General features: G+C 40.4%; 2 protein-coding genes. One reads left to right on the top strand and one right to left on the bottom strand.

Annotation, left to right across the window (positions count from 1 at the left end; all coding sequences use genetic code 11):
• Positions 1-95 precede the first annotated feature (95 nt).
• Positions 96-857, bottom strand: a complete 762-nt coding sequence (locus tag BM124_RS18400) for an ABC transporter permease (protein ID WP_093339995.1) — start codon at positions 855-857, stop codon at positions 96-98.
• Positions 858-963: 106 nt separating this feature from the next.
• Here BM124_RS18400 and BM124_RS19620 point away from each other — a divergent pair, with 106 nt between their 5' ends.
• Complete coding sequence (locus BM124_RS19620; protein WP_342028651.1) at positions 964-1,311, top strand: transposase; 348 nt, start codon at positions 964-966, stop codon at positions 1,309-1,311.
• Positions 1,312-1,499 lie beyond the last annotated feature (188 nt).

Raw genomic sequence — 1,499 nt, 5'->3', positions numbered from 1 at the left:
TTCGAGGTCGATGATTTTTCATCGGACACTCCGTACTATACCAAGGGGGCTCTTTTTTGTTCAAAACTCACATTTTCCCCTAACAGGAATGCTCCCTAGTGAATTTCTTTTCGAGAAAAATTTATTCCGCCAAGTAATATCAATACTACTCCCAACATGCAACTAAGAAATAACACACTCCATAGATCAGGGTTTAACATTAATGTATTTGAATTATAATTCATTCGTATTGTTGAAGAATTTAGCGGGTAGGCCCACGGAAGCCATTTTGTCACGGAACTTAACGCAAAAAATAAACCGCCCATAGTTGAAACTGCCCCTATTGTAATCGAGAAAGCTTGATTTTTAATTGTTAATGACAACCACAATTGAATTACCATGATTGGAACGGTCGCAATATAGGGGAAGAAGCTGTCTCCGATAATCTTTGCCCAAGGCACTTCGGATGTAAAGTTGAACACCACTCCAAACAAGAACATGCCAACCATTAACAGCACCGCTGATAAAAAACTTCCGCTTAGCAGTAATACAAATTTGCTTAAAAACACTTTGATCCGCGGGACTGGAAATGTGAGTGTTTGTTTCCAAGCCTCCGCTTGGTGTTCGATGTTAGCAATTACCGAGGCTGCAATTGTTATACCAATCGGTAATGCTAAACACAGAAAAAATTGCTTATCATACAGAAACAACTGCCACATGTCAGCATTCCGTTCATTCGCCTGAGAATGCAATATTTCAGAGCGAAACAAAAAATTAACGATCTCGTACAGAAGGGTTAACGCCGGGATAAGGAATAACACTAACCCTAATACGGTTCTTCTTGCTTTGAGTATGTCCGAGACAACTATTCCTTTCATTACAAGCTCCCCTCTTTCCCTGTTAATTCCAAAAAGATATCTTCCAATGAAGGAGTGACTTCTTCCAGGGGTATAATAAGAAGGAGAAAGTTCAGGTCAAAAAAGAATTCCCGCGAATGATGTCCAATATGAGTATAGATCCTGCGAGATTCAACTTGTTAATCGGTTTTTTGAGACGTATGTAACGCTTACTTCTTCGGAAGAAAAGAAATTACAGGAAGAGGTGAAACGCATGGATGGTAGAGAAGGCCAAAAAGTTAGGGAATTTGTGGTATCTTACGAAAAGAAGGGGATGGAAAAAGGCTTGGAGCAAGGTATCGAAAAAGGGAAAGAAGAGACAAAAACAGAAATTGCTGCAGCCATGCTGAAAAAAGACATGGACGTCGACACCATTGTTGAAATAACAGGACTCTCCGCCGGGGAAATTCTTCGTTTAAATAAAGAAGAACAATAGAAATTATTCATCGCCGCCATTTTTTGCAGCACCTCCAGCCATAACAAAACGTGGTCGTTTTGAACCCCGTCCTCCTGGATTTGCCGTGCGGTTGTATGTGTAAAATAGTTCTCGGTAGCGACGAAAGCTGATGATTGGCAAAAAAAGAGAAGGTCCTCTATCATCCATGTATGCCTAGGAAGCAAATA

This window comes from Salibacterium halotolerans (assembly GCF_900115625.1).
GTDB lineage: Bacteria > Bacillota > Bacilli > Bacillales > Marinococcaceae > Salibacterium > Salibacterium halotolerans.
This window is presented reverse-complemented; position numbering and strand designations above follow the sequence as displayed.